Consider the following 23821-nt stretch of genomic DNA (forward strand, 5'->3'; position numbering starts at 1 on the left):
GCGGGGGGGGGCGGGGGGAGCGGCACGGGGACGGCCCCGTCGGCCGGGTGCGCCTGGGCCACCGAGGGCACCGGCACCGGCCGCGACGCGGACGGGGTCGCCGTGAGGGTCAGGGCCGCCGCGTCCGAGCCGGCGTCGGGCTCGCTGAGGGCGAAGGCGGCGACCGTCGTGCCGGCGACGACGCCGGGGAGCCAGCGGGCGCGCTGGCTCCCGGTGCCGTGGGCGTGCACCGGGTGGGCGCCGAGGCCTTGGAGGGCGAGCGCGGTCTCGGCCTCCGTGCAGGCGTGGGCGAGGGACTCGCGCATCAGGCACAGGTCGAGCGCGCCCGAGGTGAACAGGCGGGAGAGCAGCCCGAGGGCGCCGAGTTCGGCGACGAGGGCACGGTTGACGTGGCCGGGCTCCCCCTTGTCCGCCAACGGACGCAGCCGTTCGGCGGCCAGGGCGCGCAGCTCCCCGCACCAGGTGAGCTGTGCCGGTTCGAGCGAGAATGCGGTCATCGCCGGTCCTTCCCCTGCTCCGCTGCGGCCCTCGGGTCCCAGTCGAGGCTATCGCGCCCCGTTGACTGTCGTCACCAACGCGATACGCTCGATGCGCGTGCCCACCACGACAAAGGGGGCGAACCGCCATGGCAGCTCCGCACCGCGCGGAACCGAGCCGCTCCGCCCACGTCGACACCTTCGCGCGCGAGCACCTGCCGCCCCCCGACCAGTGGCCGCAGCTCCGCTTCGACCTGCCGGAGCTGCGCTACCCCGCGCGGCTGAACTGCGCCGCCGAGCTGCTCGCCGGCCCGCCCGGCGACCGCCCGGTCTTCCGCACCGCCACCGGGGACACCTGGAGCTGGGGCCTGCTCCGGGACCGCGTGGACCGGATCGCCCACGCGCTCACCGGCGAGCTGGGCGTCGTACCGGGCAACCGGGTGCTGCTGCGCGGTCCCACCACGCCCTGGCTGGCCGCCTGCTGGCTGGCGGTGCTGAAGGCGGGCGCGGTGGCGGTCACCGTGCTGGCCCAGCAGCGCCCGCACGAGCTGGGCGCGATCTGCGAGATCGCCCGGGTGCGGCACGCCCTGTGCGACGTCCGGTCCGTCGACGACCTCGCCAAGGCGGAGATCCCCGGCCTGCGGATCACGACGTACGGCGGGGACACCCCCGACGACCTGCTGGCCCGCACGGCGGCGGACACGGCGCCCGGCACGCCGTACCCGGCCGTGGACACCGCGGCCGACGACGTGGCGCTGATCGCCTTCACCTCGGGCACCACCGGCCGCCCCAAGGGCTGCATGCACTTCCACCGTGACGTGCTGGCCGTCGCCGACACCTTCTCCCGGCACGTGCTCAAGCCGGCCCCGGACGACGTCTTCGCGGGCAGCCCTCCGCTCGGCTTCACCTTCGGACTCGGCGGACTGGTGATCTTCCCGATGCGGGCCGGCGCGAGCGCACTGCTGCTCGAACAGGCGGGTCCCAGGCAGCTGTTGCCGGCCGTCGCCGAGCACCGGGTGTCGGTGCTGTTCACCGCGCCGACGGCGTACCGCGCGATGCTCGACGAGCTGGACGGGTACGACGTGTCGAGCCTCAGGCGGTGCGTCTCGGCGGGCGAGAACCTGCCCGCGGCCACCTGGCAGGCCTGGTACGAGCACACCGGGCTGCGCGTCATCAACGGCATCGGCGCCACCGAGCTGCTGCACATCTTCGTCTCCGCCGCCGACGGCGACATCAGACCGGGCACGACGGGCGTCCCGGTGCCGGGCTGGCACGCGCGCGTGCAGGACGCCTCCGGCGTACCGGTGCCCGACGGCGAGCCGGGACTGCTCGCCGTGCGCGGACCGGTGGGCTGCCGGTATCTCGCCGACCCGCGGCAGCGGGAGTACGTGCGCGACGGCTGGAACATCACCGGGGACACGTACATACGTGAGCCCGACGGCTACTTCCGGTACGTGGCCCGGGCCGACGACATGATCATCTCCGCCGGGTACAACATCGCGGGACCGGAGGTCGAGGACGCGCTGCTGCGGCATCCGGACGTCGTGGAGGCGGCCGTGGTGGGCCGGCCGGACACCCGGCGCGGGCAGATCGTGGTGGCCCACGCCGTGCTGAAGGAGGGTGCCGTCCGGGACGCCGAGGCGCTGCGCGCCTTCCTGCGGGAGGAGCTGGCGCCGTACAAGTGCCCGCGGGAGATCGTCTTCCTGGACGCGCTGCCGCGCACGGCGACCGGCAAGCTCCAGCGGTACCGGCTCCTGTCCGACGACATAAGATGATCAACGTGTACGACCAGCACGCGCAGCACGCCCCGAGGTCCCTCATCGTCACGCTCTACGGCGCCTACGGCCGTTTCGCGCCGGGTCCGGTGCCCGTCGCGGAGCTGATCCGGCTGCTGGGCGCGGTCGCGGTGGACGCGCCCTCCGTGCGCTCGTCGGTGTCCCGGCTGAAACGGCGCGGGCTGCTGCTGCCCGCCCGTACCGCCGAGGGCGCCGCGGGCTACGAACTGTCGCCCCAGGCGCGTCAGCTGCTGGACGACGGTGACCGGCGTATCTACGCCACGGCCCCGCACGACGACGAGGGCTGGGTGCTCGCCGTGTTCTCCGTGCCGGAGTCGGAACGGCAGAAGCGGCACGTCCTGCGCTCCCGGCTGGCCGGCCTCGGCTTCGGGAGCGCGGCCCCCGGCGTGTGGATCGCCCCGGCCCGGCTGTACGAGGAGACGCGGCACACGCTGGGCCGGCTGGAGCTGGACTCCTACGTGGACTTCTTCCGCGGCGAGCACCTGGGTTTCACACCGACCGCTCAGGCCGTGGCGCGCTGGTGGGACCTGGCCGCGATCGCCAAGGAGCACGAGGCGTTCCTCGACCGCCACGCGCGCGTACTGGGCGACTGGGAGAGCCGGGCGGAGACTCCGCCGGAGGACGCCTACCGCGACTATCTCCTCGCCCTGGACTCCTGGCGCCACCTGCCCTACACGGACCCGGGGCTGCCCGCCCGGCTGCTGCCCGCACAGTGGCCCGGCACGCGCTCGGCCGCGGTCTTCCGCGCCCTGCACGAGCGGCTGCGCGACGCGGGCGCCCGCTTCGCGGCACTCTGAGTCCGGTGCAGCCCCACCGGGTGACCTACGTCACACTTTTCCGGGATCAGGGAACCCTCAGTCGTCTCAGACCCTCTTCTCAGGTTTCTCCCCTACCGTGCGGACGCATGAGTCTCGCACGCAACTTGAACCGGGCCCTCACCGTCACCACCGGCCTCCAGGTGCGGAGAGCGCCCCGTGCCGTGGAGGAGAAGGAGAAGTTGGCCGCGCCGAACCCGGCGGCGCCCCCCTCGGCCGCCTACCGATGTCCGTCCTCCGAGGAACTTCCCACCGAGCGGCTGCTGCGGCGGCCCGTCTTCATCATCTCGTCCATCCGTTCCGGCTCCACCCTGCTGCGCATGATGCTGGGCGCCCACCCGCGGCTGCACGCCCCTCACGAGCTGCACATCGGCAGGCTGGAGGTCGTCTGCTCCAACTGGTTCTCCGAACGCGCGATGGGCGCCCTCGACCTGAAGCGCGGTGATCTGGAGCACTTGCTCTGGGACCGTGTCCTGCACCGCGAACTGACCAGGTCGGGCAAGGACTTCGTGGTCGAGAAGACCCCGGCCAACGTCTACATGTACCAGCGCCTCAAGGACTGTTGGCCCGACGCCCGCTTCGTCTTCCTGCTCCGCCACCCCGTGTCGGTCGCCCGCTCCTGGCACGAGACCGACCCCGTCAAGCGGCCGTACGACACGGCCGTGACCGACGTACTCAAGTACCTGACGGCCGTCGAGGAGGCCCGCGCGGCGGACGCCGAGGGCTTCACCGTGCGCTACGAGGACATCACCGACGACCCGGGGCGCGAGATGCGCCGCCTGTGCGCGTTCCTCGGCGTCGACTACGCCCCGGCCATGCTGGACTACGGCAAGAAGAGCGGCGGCGAGCTGGTCAGGGGGCTCGGCGACTGGCGCGACAACATCCGCACCGGCACCGTGCAGCCGGGCCGCGCGCTGCCCGACGCGGACGAGGTCCCGGAGCCGCTGCGCCCGGTCTGCGAGGCCTGGGGCTACGCCTCCTGAGGCCCGCCGTGCAGCGTGAGCCGGGGCCTCGGGGCGTCGGTGCGTCCGGTGCGCGGCGGACGGCTGCCCGCCCGGTACGGCGCCGGCCAGACCGCCCCCGGGCCCTCGTATCCCTGCTCGGCCGCGGCGTGCAGCGTCCAGTGCGGGTCGTAGAGGTGCGGGCGGGCGAGGGCGCACAGGTCGGTGCGCCCGGCCAGGATCAGTGAGTTGACGTCGTCCCAGGAGGAGATCGCGCCGACGGCGATCACCGGCACGCCCGCCTCGTGGCGGATGCGGTCCGCGTACGGCGTCTGGTACGACCGCCCGAACTCGGGCCGTTCGTCGGACACGACCTGCCCCGTGGACACGTCGACGGCGTCCACGCCGTGTGCCGCGAAGGCGCGGGCTATCGCCACGGCCTCCTCGGCACCGGTGCCGCCCTCGGCCCAGTCGGTGGCGGAGACGCGCACGGTCATGGGCCGCTCCCCGGGCCACACCTCGCGTACGGCGTCGAACACCTCCAGCGGGAAGCGGAGCCGCTTGTGCAGTGAGCCGCCGTAGGCGTCGGTGCGGCGGTTGGTGAGCGGCGAGAGGAAGCCGGACAGCAGGTAGCCGTGGGCGCAGTGCAGTTCGAGCAGATCGAAGCCGGCCCGGGCGGCGCGTGTCGCGGCAGAGGTGAACTGCTCCCGGATGTCCGTCAGTTGCGCCCGGGACAGCTCGCGGGGCGTCTGGCCGCCCGGCCTGTACGGCAGCGGGGAGGGCGCGACCAGGGGCCAGTTGCCCTCGGGCAGCGGTTCGTCCATGCCCTCCCACATCAGCCGGGTCGAGCCTTTGCGTCCGCTGTGGCCGAGCTGCACGCCGATCGCGGTGCCCGGCGCGCTCGCGTGCACGAAGTCGGTGATCCGCCGCCACGCCTCGCCCTGCCGGCCGGTGTAGAGGCCCGCGCAGCCGGGGGTGATGCGGCCCTCGGCGCTGACGCACACCATCTCCGTCATCACCAGGCCGGCGCCCCCGAGGGCGCGGGCGCCCAGGTGGACCAGGTGGAAGTCGCCGGGGACGCCTTCGACGGCGGAGTACATGTCCATCGGCGACACCACGACGCGGTTGCGCAGGGTCAGGTCGCGCAGCCGGAACGGGGTGAACATCGGGGGCGTGCCGGGCGGGCAGCCGAAGTCGCGCTCCACGGCCCCGGTGAAGCCCGGGTCGCGCAGCCGCAGGTTGTCGTGGGTGACCCGGCGGCTGCGGGTGAGCAGGTTGAAGGCGAACTGGCGGGGCGGCTGGTCGACGTAGCGGGCCAGGTCCTCGAACCACTCCAGGCTGGCCTTGGCCGCCCGCTGGGTCGAGGCGACGACGGGGCGCCGCTCCTCCTCGTAGGCGGCCAGCGCGTCGGCGAGGGAGGGCTGCTCCTCCAGGCAGGCGGCCAGCGCGAGGGCGTCCTCCACGGCGAGCTTCGTGCCGGAGCCGATGGAGAAGTGCGCGGTGTGGGCGGCGTCGCCGAGCAGGACGGTGTTGCCGTGCGACCAGCGTTCGTTGACGACGGTGCGGAAGGTGGTCCACGCGGAGTTGTTGGAACGCAGCGGCTTGCCCTCGAGGGCTTCGGCGAAGATCTTGGCGCAGCGGGCGGTGGACTCCGCCTCGTCGAGTCCGTCGAAGCCGGCCGCCCGCCAGACCTCCTCGCGCATCTCCACGATGACGGTCGAGGCGTCGGCCGCGTAGGGGTAGCCGTGCAGTTGCATCACGCCGTGCTCGGTCTCGGCGATCTCGAAGCGGAAGGCGTCGAACGCGAAGTCGGCGGCCAGCCAGACGTAGCGGCAGCGGTGGCCGGTGACGCGGGGCCGGAAGACCTCGCGACGGGCCTCGCGGGTGGCGCTGTGCACGCCGTCGGCGGCGACGACGAGGTCGTACGACCGCGCCAGCGTCCCGGGGTCCGGGGCCTCGGCCCGGAAGCGGAGGTCGACGCCGAGGGCGCGGCAGCGGTCGTGCAGGATCTCCAGGAGACGGCGGCGGCCGAGGGCGGCGAACCGGTGCCCTCCGGAGGTGTGGCGGTGGCCCCGGTGGACGATGTCGATGTCGTCCCAGCGGACGAAGTCGGCCTTGAGGGCGGCGTAGACGTCCGCGTCGGCGTGTTCGATGCCGCCGAGGGTTTCGTCGGAGAGGACGACTCCGAAGCCGAAGGTGTCGTCGGGGGCGTTGCGTTCGTAGACGGTGATCTCGCGGTCGGGGGCGAGGCGCTTGAGGAGGGCGGCGGTGTACAGGCCGCCGGGGCCTCCGCCTACGACGGCGATGCGTTGGGGGTGGTCGAGCTTGTTGAGCGGCTGCGGGTGCGTTGTGGCTGGTCGCGCCGTTCCCCGCGCCCCTGGGGGAGTTGATGTGCCCTTGGGTGAAAGCATGCGCCTACTTCCCTCGCCACTTCGGAGGGCGTTTCTCGGTGAAGGACGCGTGGAATTCCGCGTAGTCCTCGCCGGTCATCAGGAGGGCCTGGGTGGAGGCGTCCAGTTCGATCGCCGTGGCCATGGGCATGTCCAGCTCGGCGGTGAGAAGGGCCTTGGTCTGGGCGTGGGCGAGGGCGGGGCCGTCGGCGAGGCGGTGGGCGAGGGCGTGGGCGGCCTCGTCGGCGCGGCCCTCGTCGGTCAGCTCGCTGATCAGGCCGATGCGCTCGGCCTCGGGCGCCCGCACCGTGTCGCCGAGCATCAGCAGCCGGGTGGCGTGGCCGAGGCCGACGACGCGGGGCAGCAGGTACGCGGCGCCCATGTCGCCGCCGGAGAGGCCGACGCGGGTGAAGAGGAAGGCGAAGCGGGCGGACGGGTCGGCGACGCGGAAGTCGGCGGCCAGCGCGAGGACCGCGCCCGCGCCCGCGGCGACACCGTGCAGCGCGGCGATCACCGGGAACGGGCACTCCCGAACCGCGCGCACCACCTGGCCGGTCATCCGGTTGAAGTCCAGGAGCTGGGCGGTGTCCATGGACAGCGTCGCCCCGATGATCTCGTCGACGTCGCCGCCGGAGCAGAAGCCGCGGCCCTCGCCGGCCAGGACCAGGGCGCGTACGGACCGCTCCCGGGACAGTTCCGCGAGCAGGTCGCGCAGGTCGGCGTAGGCCTCGAAGGTGAGGGCGTTGAGTTTGTCGGGGCGGGCGAGGGTGACGGTGGCGACGCCGTCGGCGCGCTCGACGCGCAGGTGCCGCCAGTCGGAGGTGGGGGCGGCGGAGCCGGTGAAGGGACTCATGACGGGCGGGGCCTCCTAGGGCGGGCACGGCCTCACTGAGCGTGGTGTCTCGCGGCCCTTCGAAGTTATCACCCTTCCGTGACCGTCGTCACGAGGGCGCGATACTTCGATCCCGTGCCGGGGAGGGTCCAAGGTCCCGGGGGTGCCCGTCGAACGGCTCTGCCGGGTGGCGCCGTACCATTCATACGGTTGAAAGCAGGACAGGACGCCCTGCTCCACGAAACGGACCCGCCGTGCAAGATCACTCCAAAGCTCCCGCCTCCTGGCGCATCGCGCTGCCGCACTCCGCCGCGGCCGTGCCGGTCGCCCGTGCCCTGGTGCGCACGGCCCTGGCCGAGCTGGAGCACACGGCGGACGGCGACACCGCGGAGCTGCTGACGGCGGAGCTGGTCGCCAACGCCGTGGAGCACACCTCGGGCGGGACGCCGATCGAGCTGGTGGTGGAGCTGAGGCCGACCGGCTGCCAGGTCGAGGTGCACGACCCGGACCCGGCACCACCCGCCGACCTCACCCGCCCCGGGATCGAGCCGCCCGACCCGTGGCAGGAACACGGGCGCGGACTGCTGCTGATCCGCGCCCTCAGCTCGTCCTGCGGTCACCGGCCCACCGGCTCGGGCAAGGCGGTCTGGTTCAGGCTTCCTGCGGTACCCGCTCCGCGCTGCTCTCCGGAGTGACCTCCGCGCGGGCGAGACGGGAGTGCCGGCGGCCGTAGGCCGTGTAGACCAGCAGCCCCACCGCCAGGAACACCGCGAACTGGAGCCAGGTGGCGCCGCCCGTCTCGTACATCAGGTAGAGGCAGAAACCGACGCCGAGGAGCGGGGTCACCGGGTACAGCGGCACCCGGAAGGTGCGGGCCAGGCCCGGCTCGCGGCGGCGCAGCGCGAGGACGGAGACGTTCACGGCGGCCATGGTGGCGAGGGTGCCGATGGTGCACAGGTTGACCACCGCGTCCAGCGGCGCGAAGGCCGCGGGGAGGGCGAAGACCACGCCGACGATCAGGGTGCCGGCGACCGGGGTGGCGGTGCGCGGCGACACCTTCTCGAAGACCCGCGGGATCAGTCCGTCCCGGGACATCGACATCAGGATGCGGGTCTGGCCGTACATGACCGCGAGCACCACCGAGGCGATGGCGACGACCGCGCCGAAGGCGACCACGCCGCCGCCGACCGTGGAGCCGGTGACCTCGTTCACGACGTACGACAGGGCGGCGGGCCGGTCGCCGACCGCGCCGCCGCCGACGGCACCGATCGCGGCGACGGCGACCGCGCAGTAGAGCAGGGTGACCAGGCCGATGCAGACCAGGATCGCGACCGGGATGTCCCGGCGCGGGTTCTTGGCCTCCTCGCCGGCCGTGGTGATCGCGTCGAAGCCGATGTACGAGAAGAAGGCGGCCGTGGTGCCGGCGCCGATGCCGCCGAGGCCGGCCGGTGAGAACGGGGTGAGGTTGCCGTCCTCGAAGGCGACGAAGCCGATGGCGCAGAAGGCGATCAGGACGGCCAGCTTGAGGACGGCCATCGCGGCCGTGGCCCGGGCGCTCTCCCGCACACCGCGCACCAGCAGGACGCAGGCCAGGGCGATGACGATCACCGCGGGCAGGTTGACCGCGCCGCCGTCGCCGGGGCCCGCCGACAGGGCGTGCGGCAGCTGGATGCCGAGGACGCTGTCGAGCAGTTCGTTGACGTACTGGCTCCAGCCGACCGCGACCGCGGAGACCGAGACGCCGTACTCCAGGAGCAGGCACCAGCCGACGAGGAAGGCGGTGCGCTCGCCGAGCCCGGCGTAGGCGAAGGAGTACGAGGAGCCGGAGACCGGGATCGCGCCGCCCAGCTCGGCGAAGGCGAACGCGGTGAAGACGCAGGTGATCGCGGCCAGCACGAAGGAGACGACGACGGCCGGGCCGGCCTCGGCGACGGAGTCGGACAGGCCGACGAAGATGCCGGTGCCGACGATCGCGCCGACGCCGAAGCAGACGAGCTGGAAGAGGCCCATCGTGCGCTTCAGGCCGTGGCCTTCGCGGTCGGCGCCGGATTCGGCGATGAGGACCTGGGGGGACTTGATACGGGAAGCGGGCATTGCGGGTGGTGCTCGTTTCTGGTGGTGCGGGGCGCGACGGTGGTCGCGGCGGCGGCTCCGGAAGGGGTGGCTCCGGGGCCGCCGGACAGCATAGGGCCTGTTCAGGCGAGGGTGGCCACGAGTACGGCCTTGATCGTGTGCAGCCGGTTCTCCGCCTCGTCGAAGACGACGGAGTGCGCGGACTCGAAGACCTCGTCCGTGACCTCCAGGGACTCCAGGCCGTGGGCCTCGAAGATCTCCTGGCCGACCTTGGTGCCCAGGTCGTGGAAGGCGGGCAGGCAGTGGAGGAACTTGACGTCCGGGTTGCCGGTGGCGCGCAGGACGTCCATGGTCACCGCGTAGGGGGCGAGGGCCTTGATCCGCTCGGCCCAGACCTCCTTGGGCTCGCCCATGGAGACCCAGACGTCGGTGACGACGAACCCGGCGCCGCGCACCCCTTCGGCCACGTCCTCGGTGAGGGTGATCCGCGCCCCGCTGGACTCGGCCAGTCCCCTGGCCCGGTCGACGACCTCCTGAGCGGGCCAGTAGGCGCGCGGGGCCACGATGCGCACGTCCATGCCGAGCAGGGCGCCGGTGACGAGGTAGGAGTTGCCCATGTTGAAGCGGGCGTCACCGAGGTAGGCGAAGGCGGTCTCCGACAGCGGCCGGTCGGTGTGCTCGGTCATCGTGAGCACGTCGGCGAGCATCTGGGTGGGGTGCCAGTCGTCGGTCAGGCCGTTGTAGACGGGGACGCCGGCGAAGGCGGCCAGCTCCTCGACCTTGGCCTGGCCGTCTCCCCGGTACTGGATCGCGTCGTACATGCGCCCCAGGACGCGGGCGGTGTCCTTCACGGATTCCTTGTGCCCGACCTGCGAGCCGGCGGGGTCGAGGTAGGTCGTCGAGGCGCCCTGGTCGGCGGCGGCGACCTCGAACGCGCAGCGGGTGCGCGTCGAGGTCTTCTCGAAGATCAGCGCGATGTTCCTGCCCTGGAGGTACCGTGTCTCGGCCCCGGCCTTCTTCGCCGCCTTCAGCTCCGCGGCCAGTTCGACCAGGCCGCGGAACTCCTCCTCGGTGAAATCCAGCTCCTTGAGGAAGTGGCGGCCGGCGAGGGCGGTCGGGACTGTCGCCATGGGGCGCTCCAGAGATACAGGGTCGGGGAGACTGACTGCTGGAAGTCTATACGACCTTCTGAATTTCTATACAGGCGCTCGCTCCACCGGGCAGCTCATGCAGCGCGGCCCGCCTCTGCCCCGGCCCAGCTCGCTGCCCGGGATCTCGATCACCTCGATGCCCTGCCTGCGCAGGTGGGTGTTGGTGGTGGCGTTCCGTTCGTAGGCGACCACGACCCCCGGCTCGACGGCCAGGACGTTGCAGCCGTCGTCCCACTGCTCGCGTTCGGCGGCGTGGACGTCCTGGGTCGCGGTCAGGACCCGGATCTCGCCCAGCCCGAGGGCGGCGGCGATCGCGCGGTGCATGTGCTCCGGCGGATGGTCGGTGACCTTCAGGTCCTTCTCCCCCGCGCCCGGCTCGATGGTGTAGGAGCGGAGCATGCCGAGCCCGGCGTACTGGGTGAAGGTGTCGCCGTCGACCATCGTCATCACCGTGTCCAGGTGCATGAAGGCACGCCGCTTGGGCATGTCGAGGGCCACGATGGTGCGGGCCGAGCCCGCGGCGAACAGCTTGTGGGCGAGCATCTCGACGGCCTGGGGCGTGGTCCGCTCGCTCATGCCGATGAGCACCGCGCCGTCGCCGATCACGAGGACGTCGCCGCCCTCGATGGTGGAGGGGTAGTCGGCCTGCCCCTCGGACCACAGGTGGAAGGTCTCGTCCCGGAACAGCGGGTGGTGCCGGTAGATCGCCTCGAAGTGGACCGTCTCGCGCTGCCGGGCGGGCCAGCGCATGGCGTTGATGGAGACGCCGTCGTAGATCCAGGCGGAGGTGTCCCGGGTGAAGAGGTGGTTGGGCAGCGGGCCGAGCAGGAAGTCGTCCAGCTCCATGGCGTGGAAGCGCACGGAGGTCGGCTCCGGGTGCGCGTCGAGGAACTCCCGTTTGGTCATGCCGCCGACCAGGACCTCGGCGAGTTCGTGGGCGGGCAGGTTCTCGAAGGCGGCCCGGAGATGGTCCGTTGCCAGCACTCCGTACTCCTTCTCGTCGAAGACCCGGTCCAGGACGAGCCGACGGGCCGCCGGGACGTCGAGGGTCTCCGTGAGCAGGTCGCCGAAGAGGTGGACGGCGACCCCGCGGTCGCGGAGCACGTCCGCGAACCCGTCGTGCTCGGCGCGCGCCCGGCGCACCCAGAGCACGTCGTCGAAGAGAAGGGCGTCCTTGTTGCTGGGGGTGAGCCTTTTGAGCTCGAGATCCGGCCGGTGCAGGATGACGCGGCTGAGCCGCCCGGCCTCGGATGCGACGTGGAATCCCATGTCTCCATCCTGACCATTCGGGCGCGCGTTCACCCCCTGCTTTCACGTACCCGTGGCCACAAGTGCGCCCTCCCGGTGCACCCGTGCGACGTCGGGCGCCCCCGGGTCCTCGCGTAGACCAGGGCGAGGGCCGGAGCGTCCGGCCACGTGTCAGGGGGGGAGACCGGGTGAGTCCCGATTCGATGATCGCCCATCTCGTGGGTGCCTCGGCGCTGATCCTGGTGGCCGCGCACGCCGGCGGCTGGCTGGCCCGGCGGCTGCGCCAGCCCTGCATCGTGGGACAGCTGGCGGCGGGGATCGCCCTCGGCCCGTCCCTGCTCGGCACCCTGGCCCCCGACGCCTACGCCGCTCTGTTCCCGGCGGCGATCGGCCCGGCGCTGACCGGCTTCGCGCAGTTCTCCCTGGTGGTGTTCCTGTTCGCGGTGGGCTACGAGCTGGACCTGAAGGTCCTCGGCGACCGGGCGCGCACCTCGGTGCTGGTGGCCCTGGTCTCGTTCGCGGTGCCGATGGCCGTGGGGTGCGGCACCGCGCTGCTGTTCCGGGACGCGCTGCACGACCTCGGCATGGAGCGGGACCCGTCGGTCGCCACGGTGCTCTTCGCGGGGATCGCCCTGTCGATAACGGCGGTGCCGGTGCTGTCCGCGATCGTGCGGGAGAACGGGCTGTCGCGTTCGGTGCCGGGGGTGGTGGCGGTCTCGGCGGCCGGGGTCCTGGACGCGGTGTGCTGGACGGTACTCGCGGCCGCGCTGCTGGACGGCGGTGCGGGGGACGCGACGCCCGGCTGGCCCTGGCGGGCCGCGCTCGCCGCCGGCTTCGTCACCGTGATGGCGCTCGCCGCCCGTCCGGTACTGCGCCGACTGCTGTGGCGCACCCGCCTGGAGCCGTCGCTGCGGCTGGCGCTGCTGATCGGGTTCGCGCTCGGGTCGGCCTGGGTGACGCACTCCCTGGGGCTGCACGTGATCTTCGGGGCGCTGCTCGCCGGGGTGGTGGTCCCGCGCGAGGAGGACGGCACGCTCGACCCCGATCTGCTGCGGCCGCTGCACGAGGCCGGTTCCCTGCTGCTGCCGTTCTTCTTCGTGCTCTCGGGGCAGTCCGTGGCCCTGAACAGCATGACCGGCACGGGCTGGGCGGCCCTGCTGGTGGTGACGGTGCTGGCGGTCGCGACGAAGATCGGCAGCGGGACGGTGGCGGCCCGGCTGGGCGGACTGGACCGGCACGAGGCACGCACGGTCGGGGTCCTGCTCAGCGCCCGGGGCCTGACCGAGCTGATCGCCCTGGGCGCCGGCCTGGAGGCGGGACTGCTGAGCGCCCCGCTCTACACGGTCCTGGTCTTCATGGCGCTGACCACCACGCTGCTGACCCAGCCGTTCCTGCTGCTGACCCGCCGCCTGGCCGACCGGGACCGCCGCGCGGCCCCGGTCCCGGAGACCAGCGTGCGGCCGTCCGCGGGGTGACGCGGCGGTGTCGCCGCGTCACCCCGTTCACAGCCGCGGGTCCACCGGCTCCGACTCCAGCGCCAGCACCCCGAACACCGCCTCGTGCACCCGCCACAGCGGCTCGCCGTCCGCGAGGCGGTCCAGGGCCTCCAGGCCGAGGGCGTACTCGCGGATCGCCAGGGACCGCTTGTGGCCCAGGAACCGTCCGCGCAGGCGGGTGAGGTTGTCGGGGCGGGTGTACTCGGGGCCGTAGATGATCCGCAGGTACTCACGGCCGCGGCACTTGACGCCGGGCTGGACCAGGCGACCTCGCGCGTCCCGCACCAGGGCGCCGACCGGCTTGACCACCATGCCCTCACCGCCCCGGCCGGTCATCTCCAGCCACCAGTCGACGCCGGCCGCGACCGACTCGGGGTCGCCGGTGTCGACGTACAGCCGCCGCGTGGTGTGCAGCAGGCCGGTGGTGTCGTGCTCGACGAGGCGGTCGACGAGGGCGAGCTGCTCGTCGTGCGGCAGGGACGCGAGGCTGCGGCCCTGGGCGGCGAGGATCTGGAACGGTGCGAGGCGGACGCCGTCCAGGCCGTCGGTCGTCCAGCAGTAGCGGCGGTAGGCGTCCGTGAAGGCGGCGGCGTCGGCGGACCGTTCGCGCTGGCGGGCGAGGAGGCCGGCGACCTCGACGCCGCGCGCGGCGGCACCCTCCAGCGCGGCGAGCGCACCCGGGAACACCGCCCCGGAGGCGGCGCCCACGGCGGCGTACTGGGAGCGCAGCAGCCCGGAGGCCTTCAGGGACCAGGGCATCAGCTCGGCGTCGAGGAGCAGCCAGTCGGTGGACAGTCCGTCCCAGAGTCCGGCCGCGCCGATCGCCGCGCGCAGCCGGTCCAGGACCGCCTCGGCCACGGCCGCGTCGTCGAAGAACGGGCGGCCGGTACGGGTGTAGAGGGAGCCCGTGGGCCCTCCCCCACTCTCGGCTCCGCTCGAGCGGGAGGTGCCCCCATCCCCGAAGCGGGTGCGGGCGGCGTCCGCGTCCCGGCACACCAGCGCCACCGCCCGTGAACCCATGTGCTTCTCCTCGCACACGACCCGTGCCACCCCGTCCGCCGCGTACTGCGCGAACGCCTCCTCCGGGTGCTCCAGGTAGCCCTCCACCGACGAGGTGGCGGTCGGTGCCATGGTCGGCGGGAGGTACGGCAGCAGCCGGGGGTCGGTGGCGAAGCGGCTCATGACCTCCAGGGCCGCCGCGCCGTTCTCCTCGCGCACGGTGACCCGGCCCGCGTGCCGGGTCTCCACCACCCGGCGGCCCTGGACGTCGGCCAGGTCCAGCGGGCGTCCGTCGTGCCCGCCGGGGGCCTCGGTGCGCAGGGGCTTCGCCGGCTCGTACCAGACCCGCTCGGCCGGTACGTCGACCAGTTCGCGCTCCGGCCAGCGCAGTGCGGTCAGCTTGCCGCCGAAGACGGCGCCGGTGTCGAGGCAGATGGTGTTGTTGAGCCAGGTGGCCTCCGGGACCGGGGTGTGGCCGTAGACCACGGCCGCGCGGCCCCGGTAGTCCTCGGCCCACGGGTAGCGCACCGGCAGCCCGAACTCGTCGGTCTCGCCGGTGGTCTCGCCGTACAGGGCGTGCGAGCGGACCCGGCCGGAGGTGCGGCCGTGGTACTTCTCCGGCAGACCGGCGTGGCAGACCACGAGCCGGCCGCCGTCGAGGACGTAGTGGCTGACCAGGCCGTCGATGAACTCCCGCACCTCGGCGCGGAACTCCTCGCTCTCGCCGTCCATCTGCTCGACGGTCTCGGCGAGTCCGTGGGTGTGCTGGACCTTGCGGCCCTTGAGGTGGCGGCCGTACTTGTTCTCGTGGTTGCCGGGGACGCACAGCGCGTTGCCCGACTTCACCATGGACATCACGCGGCGCAGGACGCCGGGGCTGTCCGGGCCTCGGTCGACCAGGTCGCCGACGAAGACGGCGGTACGGCCCTCGGGGTGGACGCCGTCGGCGTAGCCCAGCTTGCCGAGCAGGGCGTCCAGTTCGGCGGCGCAGCCGTGGACGTCGCCGACGATGTCGAAGGGGCCGGCGAGGTGGGTGAGGTCGTTGAAGCGCTTCTCGGTGACGACGGTGGCGTGCTCGGCCTCCGCCGCGCCGCGCAGGACGTGCACCTTGCGGAAGCCCTCGCGCTCCAGGTGGCGCAGGGAGCGGCGGAGTTCGCGGGTGTGGCGCTGGATGACCCGGCGGGGCATGTCGGCGCGGTCGGTGCGGGTGGCGTTGCGCTCGGCGCACACCTGCTCGGGGACGTCGAGGACGATCGCGATGGGCAGCACGTCGTGCCGCTTGGCCAGCTCGATCAGCTGACGGCGGGCGTCCTGCTGCACGTTGGTGGCGTCGACGACGGTGCGGCGGCCGGCCGCGAGCCGCTTGCCGGCGATGTAGTGCAGGACGTCGAAGGCGTCCCGGCTGGCGCTCTGGTCGTTCTCGTCGTCGGCGACCAGACCGCGGCAGAAGTCGGAGGAGATGACCTCGGTGGGCTTGAAGTGGCGCCGGGCGAACGTGGACTTGCCGGAGCCGGAGGCGCCGATCAGCACGACGAGGGAGAGGTCGGTGACGGGGAGGTTCCGGGTCCTCGCGGTGGTGTCGGTGGTCCCGGGGGTGTCCTTGGCGGTCATGCGGCCTTCGCCTCCTTCTCGGTCGGGGTCCTGGTGCTGAAGACGGCCATCTGGGTGGGCGGTCCCACCTCGGGGTCGTCGGGACCGACGGGGCGGAACCCGACGTCGTATCCGTGCCGTTCGGCGACCGTCTCCGCCCAGGTCCGGAACTCCTCGCGGGTCCACTCGAAGCGGTGGTCGCGGTGGCGGACGTGGCCGGCCGGGAGGGTCTCCCAGCGCACGTTGTACTCGGCGTTCGGCGTGGTGACGACGACGGTGCGGGGGCGGGCGGCGCCGAAGACCGCGTACTCCAGGGCGGGCAGCCTCGGCGGGTCGAGGTGCTCGATCACCTCGCTGAGCACGGCGGCGTCGTAGCCGCCCAGCCTCTTGTCGGTGTAGGCGAGGGAGCCCTGGAAGAGGTTCACGCGCGCCGCCTGCCGCTCACCCATGCGGTCCAGCCCCAGCCGCCGGGAGGCGATGGTGAGCGCGCGCACCGACACGTCCACGCCGGTGATCTCTGTGAACCGCGGCTCCTTGAGCAGTTCGCGCACCAGGTGGCCCTCGCCGCAGCCGAGGTCGAGGACGCGGGCGGCGCCGTGGTCGCGGAGCGCGGCGAGGACGGCCTCGCGGCGGTGCACGGCGAGCGGGGTCGGCCGGTCCTCCTGCTCGGTCTCGGCCGCGACGGCGTTGTCGATCTCCTCGACCTCGCTGTCGTCGGTCTCCGCCAGCCGGAGCAGTTCCAGTCGCTCCATCGCCTCGCGCGTCAGCGACCAACGGCGGGACAGGTAGCGGCTGGTGATCAGCTTCTGCTCGGGGTGGCCCGGCAGCCAGCCCTCGCCGGCCCGCAGCAGCTTGTCGACCTCGTCCGGCGAGACCCAGTAGTGCTTGGCGTCGTCGAGCACCGGCAGCAGGACGTACAGGTGGCGCAGGGCGTCGGAGAGGGTGCGGGTGCCCGACTCCAGGACCAGGCGGACGTAGCGCGAGTCGCCCCACTCGGGGAACTCGGTGTCCAGCGGCACGGCCTCGACGGTGACGGCCCAGCCGAGCGGTTCGAAGAGGCGGCGGACGAGGCCGGGTCCGCCGCGGGCGGGCAGCGCCGGGATCTCGACGCGCAGCGGCAGCGGCTCGGCGGCACGCTCGGGGCGGGCCTTGCACACGCCGCGCATGGCGCTGGAGAAGACGTTGCTCAGGGCGACGGCGAGCAGGGAGGAGGCCGCGTAGGGGCGGTCGTTGACGTACTGCGCGAGGGCCGCGTCGGGGGCGCCGCCGCGGCCCTTGCCCTTGCCGCGCCTGACCAGCGCCACCGCGTCGACCTCCAGCAGCAGCGCCGCCGTGCAGCGCTGCTCCTCCGCCTCCGGGTAGAACACGTGGGCCGTGCCGAAGGAGGTGGAGAACACCTGCGCGTTGTCGGGATGCTTGTGCAGCAGGAAACCGAGGTCGGTCGCGGGGTGCCCGGGGGTGCCGGTGGTGGTGATGGTCAGGAACATGCTGGGGGCCTCTCCGGCCGGTGGACGCTTAGGAGGCGCCGTACGCGCGGGAGCCCCCGGGGTGAGTGATCCCGGGGGCTCCCGCAGGACGACGGTCACACCATCGCACAGGGCCGGTGACCGGCGCCTTCGGTTATCGGGCGGGTGTGGCGGGGCGTCAGGACAGCTGTGCCTGGACCTGGGAGGAGATCAGCTCCAGGTGGTCCAGGTCGTCGAGGTCGAGGATCTGGAGGTAGATCCGCCGGGCGCCGACGGCGCCGTACCGGCCGATCTTGTCGACGACCTCGGCCGGGGAGCCGGCGAGGCCGTTGGCCTTCAGCTCGTCGACCTCGCGGCCGATCGCGGCGGCGCGGCGGGCGACCTCGGCGTCGTCCTTGCCGACGCAGGCGACCAGCGCGTTGGAGTAGGTGAGGGCGTCGGCCCGGCCGGCCTCCTCGGCGGCGGCCCGCACCCGGCCGAACTGCCGCTCGGTGTCCTCGACGGAGGCGAACGGCATGTTGAACTCGTCGGCGTACCGGCCGGCCAGGCGCGGGGTGCGGGTGGCCCCGTGTCCGCCGATGAGCACGGGCACCTTCGGCTGCGCGGGCTTGGGCAGCGCGGGCGAGTCGGTGAGGTCGTAGAACTTGCCGTGGAAGTCGAAGGTCTTGCCGGTCTCGGTGGCCCACAGACCGGTGATGACGGCCAGTTGCTCCTCCAGGCGGCCGAGCTTCTCCTTCGGGAAGGGGATGCCGTACGCCTTGTGCTCCTCCTCGAACCAGCCGGCGCCCAGGCCCAGCTCGACCCGGCCGCCCGACATCTGGTCCACCTGCGCGACCTGGATGGCGAGGACGCCGGGCAGCCGGAAGGTGCCGGCGGTCATGAGGGTGCCGAGGCGGATGCGCTTCGTCTCCCGGGCGAGGCCCGCCAGGGTGATCCAGGCGTCGGTGGGGCCGGGCAGGCCGTCCGAGGCACCCATGCGGAGATAGTGGTCCGAGCGGAAGAAGGCGTCGAAGCCGAGGTCCTCGGTGGCCTTGGCCACGGCGAGCAAGGTGTCGTAGGTGGCCCCCTGCTGGGGCTCGGTGAAGATACGGAGATCCATGCGTTCCATCCTGCCTGTTCGGCGCGGGTGCGCCGGACAGGCTCTCCCGGCATCAGCCGGCCTCCCGCTCCGGCAACCCGGTGTCGCGGTCGGTGAGTTTGCGGAGCATCTCCAGGACCCGGTCGCGTGATTCGTCCGCCGCGTCGATCGCCTCCACGCACTGCCAGTAGGTGGCCTCGTCGTCGGCGGCGCAGGCGATGCCCACCAGGGCTATGCCGGTCTCGCCGAGCAGGGTGCCCAGGCGCATCAGGGCCTGGCGGGCGTCGCCCAGCTCGGTGAGCTGCGCGGCGCGCAGTTCGCCCGGGGCCAGGTCCGGGGTGTGCAGGACTCCGCAGCCGCGGCCCGCCAGTTCGGTCAGGCCGATGGCCTCGCCGCGCAGTTCCGGTGGGCCGTGGACGGCCAGCCGGCTGCCGATCGCCTGGGCGAGGGCCTGCACCTGCCACACCTCGGTCAGGACGTCCGGCACCTCTCCGCCGGCGGCCAGGGCACGTCCACTGGTCACGATGAGCCGCACAGCGTCCATGCGCTGCCCCCGTCTGTTTCCGACGCGCGCGGGGCGCGTCCGCCCGAACTCCGTCACTCACTACCCAGAGTGAAGGCGTGTGGGGCGAAAAGCCAGAGGAAGGCGGAAATCTTCGGACAACATCTCGATAACTGGCCGGATTTTGACTTCGGAGAGTGATAGCGGAGTGGTCGACTCCTCCGTACTCGGCCGTCCTGCCGCTCAGTCGTCCCGCGGGTCCGGCACGGGGAACCGCGACTCGTTCCGCTCGATCTTCGCCTCCAGCGCGGCCAGCGGGTCGACGCCCAGCACCTCGCAGAACTGGAGCAGATAGGCCAGGACGTCGGCGACCTCGTCCCGGACGCGGTGCGCGGTGTCCGGGTCGGCCATGACGGCGGCCGACTGCTCGGGCGTCAGCCACTGGAAGATCTCGACGAGTTCGCCGGCCTCCACGCTGAGCGCCGCGACGAGGTTCTTGGGCGTGTGGTACGGCTGCCAGTGCCGGGCGGCGGCGAACTCGGCGAGCCTGCGCTGGAGTACGGCGAGGTCCTGGGGGTGATCGGTCACGGGTCCAGGTGTACCACCGTGACGCCGTCCGCCCCCGCCGCCCACGAGGCGTCGGTCACCGCCCCGACGAGGCGGATGTGGCCGCGGTCGCACATCCGCGCCGCCAGCCGCAGGAGTTCGGCGCGCTGGCGCACGTCCAGGCCGCGGTCGAAGCCGTCGGCGAGGACCGTGAGCGTCTGCAGGGCGGCGGGGACCTCGCCGGCCGGGTCGACCTCCAGCACCCCGGGTCCGGTGAACAGCACCAGCGCGAGGGCGAGGTAGCGCAGTTCGCCGTAGCCGAGCCGGGCCAGGCCGGTGCGCACCCCGTCGCCCCGGTCGAGGAGGGCGCGGACCACGCCGCCGACGGCGGGTTCGGCCAGTACGTCCGCGACGGGGCCCGCGCAGCCGGTGCGGACCGCCGCGACGAACTGCGCGTGCCGCCGGCCGCATTCGGTGCGGGTGCGCCACAGCACCTCGGCGAGGTTGTCGCAGCCGCCCAGCAGGCGTCCGGAGCCGGTCGGTACAGGCTCCCGCATCCGGCCGGGCCGGGGGTCGCAGGCGAAGACGGAGCGCAGCGCGACCACCATCTGCTCGGCGGCGGCCAGCACCCTGCGCTGTCCGTCCGTCTTGCCGGCCACCCGCAGCGGCAGCAGCGGGGTGCCGAGCCGGTCGTCGGGCAGTGGCGCGCGGGTCACCGGCGCCGAACCGGCCGTGTGCCAGGCGGCCTGCACGGCACGCCGTCCGGGGTCGCGCAGGGCAGTCTCCAGCAGCACGACGCCGTCCGCCGACAGCCGCTCCCCCACGACGCGCAGTTCGGGCTCCGCCTGCACGGCGACGTCCAGGTGGACCGGGCCCTCGGCGCCGTCGGCCGTGCAGCCGATACGGAAGCCCCGGCGCCGCTGGGCGTCGGGCCGGGCCCGTTCGGGTACGCAGGCGACGGGATCGGGGAACACGGCGCCGAGTTCCGCGCCGCCGCCGAGCCGGGCCAGGGCGTCGTAGGCCCTGAGCGCGGTGGTCTTGCCGCAGCCGCTGGGCCCGGCGAGGAGGGTGAGCGGCCCGAGCCGCAGCACCGCGCGCCGGTGCCCCGCGAAGGCGGAGAGCCGCAGCTCCGTGACGCGGGGGCGGACGGGGAGCGGTGTGGCGGACTCCGCCGACGCCAATGACGCTGCCATATGCGGACCGTAGGACTCCGCCGTACGGCGAACCGTTTTGCCCCCGGAGCGTTCCTACGTTCGGGGGACGGCGCCGTCAGGACGGGACGGCACCGTCACACCCCGGGGACCCCCACGGCGTCCTCCATCAGCCCGTTGACCTCGGTCCCCGCCGGGCTCAGCAGGAAGACGTTGCGGTCCACCCGGTGCATCCCGCTGGCCAGTCCGAAGACGACGCCGGTGCTGAAGTCCAGGACCCGCTTGGCGACATCGCCCTCGGCGCCGGTCAGGTCCAGCAGGACGGGGATGCCCGCCATCAGCGTCTCGGCGACCTCTCGCGCGTCCGCGAACACGTTGACCCGCAGCACCACGAAGCGGCGGCGCCGCTCGGTCGCCGCCTCGGGCATCGCCCGGTGACCGACCGCCGAGGGCCAGGCGTCGCGTCCGCGCAGGGGAACGACCTGGGCGAGCCCCTCCCACTGCTCATCGGTGACGTCGTGGCTGTTCACCGGCTCCCCCGCATTCCACTCGCCGTTATTGCATGCACCAGCCAATTCTTACGTCACGTCACCCGTTCGGCCCAACTGCGACACGGCCCGCGAGGCTCATACCCGGGACGTGGCGTCCTGACGGCTGGCCAGGGCCCAGATGACGAACACGTCGATCGCCATCATGATCACCGACCAGACGGGCGCGTACGGCAGGAACAGGAACTGGGCGACCAGGCTCAGCGAGGCGATGACGATGCCCGCGACCCGCGCCCAGGCCATGTCCTTCAGCAGGCCGTACCCGGTGACGAGGACGAGGGCGCCGAGGACGACGTGGACGATGCCCCAGCCGGTGAGGCTCATCTCGTAGACGTAGGTGCCGATGCGGGCGTACACGTCGTCCTCGGCGATGGCCGCGATGCCCTGGAGGACGGCGAGGGCTCCGTTCAGCGTCAGCAGGACGCCCGCGAAGACGACGCCGCCGGCCGCCCAGCCACCGGGACGCCCGTCCGAGCGCCGGGACCAGGTGGCGTCGCCTTGGGACGGGCGTCCGGGAGGGGGTTCGGCGTGCTGGCTCATGTGCGCGGTCCTTTCTGCGGGTCCCCCGTACGGGCCTCTGCCCGCCGGCACCGGCACGGCGCCGCCGGGTCGTTCCGAGCCTGCGGGGCGCCGGGCCCCCCGGCCACGCGGGTCCGCCGTCCGGGTGAAGGGTCGCCCCGGCGTGCGCATGCGGCCGTGCGCCCCCTCGCGTTAACTGAGCCGCACCCGCGGGAGCGGACGAAGGAGGGCACGTGACGAGTCGGCCGGCGCCGGCGAACGCCGTCCCTGGCCGGGCCGAGCAGTCGCTGCGGCAGATGCTGCTGAGCCCCGGCTACCGGCGGCTGTTGCTGCTGTGCGTGCTGCTGGGCGTGCCGATCGCGCTGGCCTGCTTCTTCTTCGTCGGTCTCCAGCACCAGTTGCAGCACTGGGTGTGGACCTCGCTGCCCGAGGCGGCCGGTTACCGCACCCCGCCCTGGTGGTGGCCGCTGCCCGCACTGGTGCTGGCCGGGCTGGTCCTCGCGCCGATCGTGACCCGGATGCCGGGCGCCGGCGGGCATCTGCCGGTGAACGGTCTGGGCGGGCCGCCCGTCGGCCCCAAGGCGCTGCCGGGCGCGGTCCTGGCCGCGCTGGCGACCCTGCCGCTCGGTGTGGTGCTGGGTCCGGAGGCGCCCCTCATGGCGGTCGGCAGCGGACTCGCGCTGCTGGCCGTGCGGCGGGCGGGGGCGGGCGGCGACCAGCGGGCCGGGGCGCTCCTCGCGACGGCCGGCTCCACCGCCGCCATCTCCACCATCCTCGGCGGTCCGGTGGCCGCGGCCGTCCTGCTCATCGAGGGCGCGGGGCTGGCCGGGGCGCAGATGGTGGTCCTGCTGCTGCCCTGTCTGCTGGCCAGCGCCACCGGTTCCCTGGTCTTCACCGGCTTCGGCCAGTGGACCGGCCTGAAGATCGGCGCGCTCGCCCTGCCCGACCTGCCGCCGGCCGCCAACCCGGACGCGGGCGACTTCCTGTGGGGCGTCCCGACGGCGGCGCTGATCGCCGTACTGATCACGCTGGCCCGCGAGCTGGGGCACCGCACCGTCTCGTGGACGCGCCGGCACACGGCCGTGCGCACGGTCGCCTGCGCCACCGCGGTCGGGGTGTGCGTCGCCGCGTACGCGCTGATCACCGGCCGCTCCCCGGCCGAGGCGGCGCTCTCCGGGCAGGCCGCGCTCGCCCAGCTCGCGGCCGACCCGCACGCCTGGCCGGTGGGCGCGCTGATCGCCCTGGTCGCCTGCAAGGGGCTGGCGTGGGGCATCGCCCTGGGCAGCCTGCGCGGCGGTCCGATCTTCCCGTCCGTGCTGCTGGGCACGGCGACGGCGATGGCCTGTTCCGGGCTGCCCGGCTTCGGCGTGACCCCCGCGCTCGCCCTCGGCATCTCCGCCGCGGCGGCCGCCGTGACCGGGCTGCCGCTGTCCAGCGCGGTCCTGGCGGTGCTGCTGACGGGCGGGGACGCGTACGACCAGATGCCGCTGATCGTCACCGCGTCGGTGGTCTCCTTCGTCGTCTCCCAGGTGGTGCGCCGGAGGGAACCGGAGGCGGCCCACGCCCCGGCGACGGGAACGACCGGGTGACGGAGCGCCGCACCGTACGGAGCCGTTCCGCCTGGCACACCGCCCGGCCCTGGGTCGTACGCGGCTGCGTCGCGGTGGCCGTGGTCGTGGCCTACTTCCTGCTCCCCCTCGACCATCTGGGGCCGCACCGGCCCGTGCTGAGCTGGGTGCTGTGCGCCCTGCTGCTGGCCGTCGTGGCCGCGCTGCTGCTCCGGCAGATCCGCCACGTCCTCGTGGACCGCCCCGAGACCAGGCCCGGCGTGGTCATCACGATGCTGATCATCCTGTCCGTGCACATCTTCTCGGCCACGTACTACGCCCTGGCCAAGGAGCCGGGCGAGTTCACCGGCCTCCACACCCGCGTCGACGCGCTCTACTTCACGGTGGTGACGCTCGCCACGGTCGGGTACGGGGACATCACACCGAGCGGGCAGTCCGCCCGGATCGTGACCCTGATCCAGATCGCCTACAGCTTCGTCTTCCTCACCGCCGCCGCGACCGCGCTCAGCACGCGGGCCCGCGCGATGGTGGTGCGGCGCACGGAACGGGACCGGTCCGGCTGACGTTTCCGCAGCCCCGGGCCCTGTCCGCCGGGGTCCGCGCGACAGGAGGCCCGCTTGTCACCACCCCCGTGGG

General features: G+C 73.3%; 21 protein-coding genes. 7 read left to right on the forward strand and 14 right to left on the reverse strand.

Going from position 1 to position 23821, the window contains the following annotated elements:
• Positions 1-497: acyl-CoA dehydrogenase family protein (locus tag DMH12_RS21350; RefSeq protein ID WP_260474271.1), on the reverse strand; the 497-nt coding region annotated here is incomplete at its 3' end.
• 65 nt (positions 498-562) lie between these two features.
• On the opposite strand from DMH12_RS21350, the gene DMH12_RS21355 reads away from it, so the two are divergent.
• The 3 genes from DMH12_RS21355 (at position 563) to DMH12_RS21365 (ending at position 4070) form a co-directional block, all read left to right on the forward strand.
• Positions 563-2251 (forward strand): AMP-binding protein, encoded by a 1689-nt coding sequence (locus tag DMH12_RS21355; protein WP_221763135.1) that lies wholly within the window; start codon positions 563-565, stop codon positions 2249-2251.
• Positions 2248-3069 (forward strand): PaaX family transcriptional regulator C-terminal domain-containing protein, encoded by an 822-nt coding sequence (locus DMH12_RS21360; protein ID WP_125493107.1) that lies wholly within the window; start codon positions 2248-2250, stop codon positions 3067-3069. Before DMH12_RS21355 ends, DMH12_RS21360 begins: the two co-directional genes overlap by 4 nt.
• A 107-nt stretch (positions 3070-3176) precedes the next feature.
• A complete protein-coding gene (locus DMH12_RS21365) occupies positions 3177-4070 on the forward strand; it encodes a sulfotransferase (RefSeq protein ID WP_125493108.1) in 894 nt (297 codons plus the stop codon).
• On the opposite strand, the gene DMH12_RS21370 is transcribed toward DMH12_RS21365, so the two are convergent.
• A complete protein-coding gene (locus DMH12_RS21370) occupies positions 4058-6439 on the reverse strand; it encodes a bifunctional salicylyl-CoA 5-hydroxylase/oxidoreductase (protein ID WP_125493109.1) in 2382 nt (793 codons plus the stop codon). The genes DMH12_RS21365 and DMH12_RS21370 overlap by 13 nt on opposite strands.
• 4 nt (positions 6440-6443) lie before the next feature.
• The gene (locus tag DMH12_RS21375; protein ID WP_125493110.1) at positions 6444-7271 is read right to left on the reverse strand and encodes an enoyl-CoA hydratase family protein; all 828 of its coding nucleotides are present in this window, start codon (positions 7269-7271) and stop codon (positions 6444-6446) included.
• A 233-nt stretch (positions 7272-7504) separates the two neighbouring features.
• Between DMH12_RS21375 and DMH12_RS21380 the strand changes: the two genes are divergently transcribed.
• Positions 7505-7945, forward strand: a complete 441-nt coding sequence (locus DMH12_RS21380) for an ATP-binding protein (protein WP_185832451.1) — start codon at positions 7505-7507, stop codon at positions 7943-7945.
• On the opposite strand, the gene DMH12_RS21385 is transcribed toward DMH12_RS21380, so the two are convergent.
• The 3 genes from DMH12_RS21385 to DMH12_RS21395 all read right to left on the reverse strand — a co-directional run bounded on the left by DMH12_RS21385 (position 7902) and on the right by DMH12_RS21395 (position 11743).
• Complete coding sequence (locus DMH12_RS21385; RefSeq protein ID WP_125493111.1) at positions 7902-9344, reverse strand: amino acid permease; 1443 nt, start codon at positions 9342-9344, stop codon at positions 7902-7904. The two genes, DMH12_RS21380 and DMH12_RS21385, sit on opposite strands and share 44 nt — an antisense overlap.
• 101 nt (positions 9345-9445) lie before the next feature.
• Positions 9446-10453 (reverse strand): ornithine carbamoyltransferase, encoded by a 1008-nt coding sequence (argF, locus tag DMH12_RS21390; protein ID WP_125493112.1) that lies wholly within the window; start codon positions 10451-10453, stop codon positions 9446-9448.
• A 66-nt stretch (positions 10454-10519) separates the two neighbouring features.
• Positions 10520-11743 carry an arginine deiminase gene (locus DMH12_RS21395; protein ID WP_185832452.1) on the reverse strand — a complete coding sequence of 408 codons (1224 nt, stop codon included), beginning with the start codon at positions 11741-11743 and terminating at the stop codon, positions 10520-10522.
• 167 nt (positions 11744-11910) lie between these two features.
• On the opposite strand from DMH12_RS21395, the gene DMH12_RS21400 reads away from it, so the two are divergent.
• A complete protein-coding gene (locus tag DMH12_RS21400) occupies positions 11911-13197 on the forward strand; it encodes a cation:proton antiporter (protein WP_125493114.1) in 1287 nt (428 codons plus the stop codon).
• Between the two features lie 27 nt (positions 13198-13224).
• On the opposite strand, the gene DMH12_RS21405 is transcribed toward DMH12_RS21400, so the two are convergent.
• The 8 genes from DMH12_RS21405 to DMH12_RS21440 form a co-directional block, all read right to left on the reverse strand.
• Complete coding sequence (locus tag DMH12_RS21405) at positions 13225-15828, reverse strand: polynucleotide kinase-phosphatase (RefSeq protein ID WP_125493115.1); 2604 nt, start codon at positions 15826-15828, stop codon at positions 13225-13227.
• Positions 15825-17294, reverse strand: a complete 1470-nt coding sequence (locus DMH12_RS21410) for a 3' terminal RNA ribose 2'-O-methyltransferase Hen1 (protein WP_125493116.1) — start codon at positions 17292-17294, stop codon at positions 15825-15827. The genes DMH12_RS21405 and DMH12_RS21410 overlap by 4 nt, the downstream gene beginning before the upstream one ends.
• Positions 17295-17451: 157 nt before the next feature.
• Positions 17452-18372, reverse strand: a complete 921-nt coding sequence (locus DMH12_RS21415; RefSeq protein ID WP_125493117.1) for an LLM class F420-dependent oxidoreductase — start codon at positions 18370-18372, stop codon at positions 17452-17454.
• 52 nt (positions 18373-18424) lie between these two features.
• On the reverse strand, positions 18425-18895 hold the full coding sequence (locus tag DMH12_RS21420) for a DUF6099 family protein (RefSeq protein WP_125493118.1): 471 nt from the start codon (positions 18893-18895) through the stop codon (positions 18425-18427).
• Positions 18896-19096: 201 nt separating this feature from the next.
• Complete coding sequence (locus DMH12_RS21425; RefSeq protein ID WP_125493119.1) at positions 19097-19441, reverse strand: nucleotide pyrophosphohydrolase; 345 nt, start codon at positions 19439-19441, stop codon at positions 19097-19099.
• On the reverse strand, positions 19438-20592 hold the full coding sequence (locus tag DMH12_RS21430) for an ATP-binding protein (RefSeq protein WP_125493120.1): 1155 nt from the start codon (positions 20590-20592) through the stop codon (positions 19438-19440). Before DMH12_RS21430 ends, DMH12_RS21425 begins: the two co-directional genes overlap by 4 nt.
• Positions 20593-20687: 95 nt before the next feature.
• Positions 20688-21080: a cell division protein SepF gene (locus DMH12_RS21435; protein ID WP_122618406.1), complete on the reverse strand. Its 393-nt coding sequence runs from the start codon at positions 21078-21080 to the stop codon at positions 20688-20690.
• Between the two features lie 96 nt (positions 21081-21176).
• The gene (locus tag DMH12_RS21440; RefSeq protein ID WP_125493121.1) at positions 21177-21638 is read right to left on the reverse strand and encodes a hypothetical protein; all 462 of its coding nucleotides are present in this window, start codon (positions 21636-21638) and stop codon (positions 21177-21179) included.
• Between the two features lie 275 nt (positions 21639-21913).
• Between DMH12_RS21440 and DMH12_RS21445 the strand changes: the two genes are divergently transcribed.
• Positions 21914-23206 (forward strand): chloride channel protein, encoded by a 1293-nt coding sequence (locus tag DMH12_RS21445; protein WP_125493129.1) that lies wholly within the window; start codon positions 21914-21916, stop codon positions 23204-23206.
• Positions 23203-23748, forward strand: a complete 546-nt coding sequence (locus DMH12_RS21450) for a potassium channel family protein (protein ID WP_399188194.1) — start codon at positions 23203-23205, stop codon at positions 23746-23748. Before DMH12_RS21445 ends, DMH12_RS21450 begins: the two co-directional genes overlap by 4 nt.
• The last annotated feature ends 73 nt before the right edge of the window (positions 23749-23821 follow it).

The sequence above is a fragment of the Streptomyces sp. WAC 04229 genome (genome assembly GCF_003947455.1).
Lineage (GTDB): Bacteria > Actinomycetota > Actinomycetes > Streptomycetales > Streptomycetaceae > Streptomyces.

What these genes read in the sequence shown, in the direction of transcription:
- DMH12_RS21395 (WP_185832452.1), bottom strand. Translation starts at nt 11,743, where the DNA reads ATGGGATTCCACGTCGCATCCGAGGCCGGGCGGCTCAGCCGCGTCATC.
- DMH12_RS21410 (WP_125493116.1), bottom strand. Translation starts at nt 17,294, where the DNA reads ATGTTCCTGACCATCACCACCACCGGCACCCCCGGGCACCCCGCGACC.
- DMH12_RS21445 (WP_125493129.1), top strand. Translation starts at nt 21,914, where the DNA reads ATGCTGCTGAGCCCCGGCTACCGGCGGCTGTTGCTGCTGTGCGTGCTG.
- DMH12_RS21370 (WP_125493109.1), bottom strand. Translation starts at nt 6,439, where the DNA reads ATGCTTTCACCCAAGGGCACATCAACTCCCCCAGGGGCGCGGGGAACG.
- argF (WP_125493112.1), bottom strand. Translation starts at nt 10,453, where the DNA reads ATGGCGACAGTCCCGACCGCCCTCGCCGGCCGCCACTTCCTCAAGGAG.
- DMH12_RS21360 (WP_125493107.1), top strand. Translation starts at nt 2,248, where the DNA reads ATGATCAACGTGTACGACCAGCACGCGCAGCACGCCCCGAGGTCCCTC.
- DMH12_RS21420 (WP_125493118.1), bottom strand. Translation starts at nt 18,895, where the DNA reads ATGGACGCTGTGCGGCTCATCGTGACCAGTGGACGTGCCCTGGCCGCC.
- DMH12_RS21375 (WP_125493110.1), bottom strand. Translation starts at nt 7,271, where the DNA reads ATGAGTCCCTTCACCGGCTCCGCCGCCCCCACCTCCGACTGGCGGCAC.
- DMH12_RS21365 (WP_125493108.1), top strand. Translation starts at nt 3,177, where the DNA reads ATGAGTCTCGCACGCAACTTGAACCGGGCCCTCACCGTCACCACCGGC.
- DMH12_RS21430 (WP_125493120.1), bottom strand. Translation starts at nt 20,592, where the DNA reads ATGGCAGCGTCATTGGCGTCGGCGGAGTCCGCCACACCGCTCCCCGTC.
- DMH12_RS21405 (WP_125493115.1), bottom strand. Translation starts at nt 15,828, where the DNA reads ATGACCGCCAAGGACACCCCCGGGACCACCGACACCACCGCGAGGACC.
- DMH12_RS21385 (WP_125493111.1), bottom strand. Translation starts at nt 9,344, where the DNA reads ATGCCCGCTTCCCGTATCAAGTCCCCCCAGGTCCTCATCGCCGAATCC.
- DMH12_RS21415 (WP_125493117.1), bottom strand. Translation starts at nt 18,372, where the DNA reads ATGGATCTCCGTATCTTCACCGAGCCCCAGCAGGGGGCCACCTACGAC.
- DMH12_RS21440 (WP_125493121.1), bottom strand. Translation starts at nt 21,638, where the DNA reads ATGAGCCAGCACGCCGAACCCCCTCCCGGACGCCCGTCCCAAGGCGAC.